Source organism: Leisingera sp. F5 (assembly GCF_001593695.1).
Window position 1 is genome coordinate 1 of sequence record NZ_LUKH01000454.1, and the last position, 2,400, is coordinate 2,400.

The following is a 2,400-nucleotide window of genomic DNA, read 5'->3' on the forward strand; positions in this document are numbered from 1 at the left end:
CGGTGGCACGTGCCAGCATGACCTACTCGGTCCCGCCTAAGCGTTGATCGCGGTGGCAAAGGGCTGGCCGACCTTCACCAGCGTCTCCCGGCCTTTGGCGCTGTTGGCCAGCAGATCGTCCGAGAAACGGACCTTGCCGGGCTCAAACACCACCACCACGGTGGAGCCGCCGAATTTGAAGTAACCCTTTTCGTCCATCTTCTGCACTGCGCCTGCGGTACGGGTGTTGACGATGCTGCCCACACCAAAGGCGCCGACCTCGACAAAACAATAGGTGCCCAACGTCTCCGTCTCGACCAGGGTCCAGGAGCGCTTGTTCTCTCCGAACACATCCGGTCCGGCCCCCAGCGCAATCGGGTTCACCGAATGCAGCGCGCCGGCAATGTCCTGGGCGCCGGTGATCCGGCCCGCGGCAGGGAAGTGGTAGCGGTGGTAATCCGCCGGGCACAACCGCACGATGGCCAGCGCGCCGCCGATGAAACGCTCCGCAATGCTGGGCAGCATAGTGCGGACTGACATCGGGTGGCCTTTGACGGGAACAAAGACGTCCTCGGCTAGCTCCGGAAACACCAGCACCCGGCCGTCTGCCGGGGAGACGATGTCCCGCGGATCTTTGCTGTAGGGGCGGGCCTCAGACTTCAGGTTCCGCACAAAAAAGTCGTTGAAACAGCCATAGCTCTCCGCCGGTGCGGTGGCTTCCGCCATGTTGATGGACAACTCGTTGATCACCGCGCTGATCTTGGCCTTGGAAAACCGCGAGCCGAACCAGGCGCCCATGCACCGGCTGACCAAAGCCGAGCGGAACAGCAGCTTTTCCACCGGCTTTGCGCTGGCGTTCTGATAGGCCCAGCGGATCCACTTCTCGCCCAGCACCACCTCTTCAAAGGTCTCGCCGGTGTCGCGGTCAACAACAAGGATCGGATCACGCTGCATGGGGCCTGCCAGGTTCGGTTTCAATTCTTCTGCGCCTAGCAAGATGCGCGGCCGGGGCCAAGGGGGAATTGCGCAGCAGAGAGGGGCGCTGCCCGGCAGGTGCGAAAAGAACAGGGGCGCTGCCCCTCTTGGCCTTTGGCCAATTCACCCTGAGGTATTTGGGACCAGAAAGAAGCTGCTGTCAGTCATTGCCCGCCGAGGGCACCGGTCCGGGCAAACTGACAGTCGGCCAGGGGGAGGGGCTGGCTGCAAGCGCAAAGGCCGCGCAATTGCAGTAAAGAAATGCAGTAGAGAAAAGGGGGCCGAAGCCCCCTTGTGCATGCCCTTACGGGAACAGATTTTTGACGTAGTTCGGCAAGGCAAACGCCGCCTTGTGGATCTCCGGGTTGTAATACCCGGTCTCGATCCCGGCAGCGGCAAAGCGCGCCTCCAGATCCTCAAGGCTCACACTACGGGCCTTGTCCGAGTGGCTGCCCCAGCCGAACGCCATCGGCCCGCCGGCATAGGTCGGCACCGACGCCAGATAGCAGGAGGCATCGGCAAACAGAGCCTGGAACGCCCGCAGGGTGCCGGTCAGCTCATCCCCCTGCATGAACGGCACGCCGTTCTGGGTGACGATGATGCCATCCGCGGTCAGCGACCGCGCCGCATGGCCATAGAACGTATCGGTGAACAGCACTTCGCCGGGGCCGATCGGGTCGGTCGAATCGACGATGATCACATCGAACTTTCCGGTGTTCTCTTTCATGAAGAGCGCGCCGTCGCTGATCACCAGATTGAGGCGCGGATCGTCAAAGGCGCCGTCGCTCAGCATCGGCAGATACTCTTTCGAGAAATCCACCACGCCGCCGTCGATCTCGACCATTGTGACATGCTCGACCGAGGTGTGGCGCAGCGCCTCGCGGGCCATGCCGCCGTCGCCGCCGCCGATGATCAGCACGCGCTTGGCATTGCCATGGGCCAGGATCGGCACATGGGTCAGCATCTCATGGTAGATGAAGTTGTCGCCTTCGGTGGTCTGCACCACGTCGTCCAGCGTCAGGATGCGGCCGAACTGGCCGTTCTGGAACACTTTCAGGCGCTGGTGATCAGTGTTGCTGTCATAGAGCATTTCGTCCACGCGCAGGGCCTGGGCGTAATGCGCGTGCAGGCTTTCCGTCACCCACTCCGGTTTGCCGGCACTGCTCATGCCGCAACCTCTTTGGCGATCAGTTCCTCTCCGCGCAGCAGTTCGCGCACTTCCACCATGTCGGTGTTGAAGGCCTCTTTCAGCACGTCGACGGCTTTCCACGGCTCGGCATCGCCGCACATGAAGACGTCAAAGGCGCCATAGCCGATTTCCGGCCATGTATGCACCGAGATGTGGCTTTCTGCCAGCACGGCCACGCCGGAGACGCCCTGGGGCGAAAACTTGTGGGTGTGGATGTGCAGCAGGGTGGCTCCGCAGACGTCGACGCAGTCGCGGAA

The 2,400-nt window shown here is 62.5% G+C and carries 3 protein-coding genes; all 3 read right to left on the reverse strand.

Annotation, left to right across the window (positions count from 1 at the left end):
• Nucleotides 1–36: 36 nt before the first annotated feature.
• Entirely contained in the window at nucleotides 37–933 is an 897-nt protein-coding gene (gene asd, locus A2I95_RS31785; RefSeq protein WP_027258804.1) for an archaetidylserine decarboxylase, read from the reverse strand.
• Nucleotides 934–1,258: 325 nt separating this feature from the next.
• Nucleotides 1,259–2,122 carry a polyamine aminopropyltransferase gene (speE, locus tag A2I95_RS31790; protein WP_291736244.1) on the reverse strand — a complete coding sequence of 288 codons (864 nt, stop codon included), beginning with the start codon at nucleotides 2,120–2,122 and terminating at the stop codon, nucleotides 1,259–1,261.
• On the reverse strand, nucleotides 2,119–2,400 hold a 282-nt coding region (speD, locus tag A2I95_RS31795), incomplete at its 5' end, for an adenosylmethionine decarboxylase (protein WP_291736247.1). The genes speE and speD, both read right to left, overlap by 4 nt.

Coding starts and splice junctions, on each gene's coding strand:
- asd (WP_027258804.1), bottom strand. CDS start 933: ATGCAGCGTGATCCGATCCTTGTTGTTGACCGCGACACCGGCGAGACC.
- speE (WP_291736244.1), bottom strand. CDS start 2,122: ATGAGCAGTGCCGGCAAACCGGAGTGGGTGACGGAAAGCCTGCACGCG.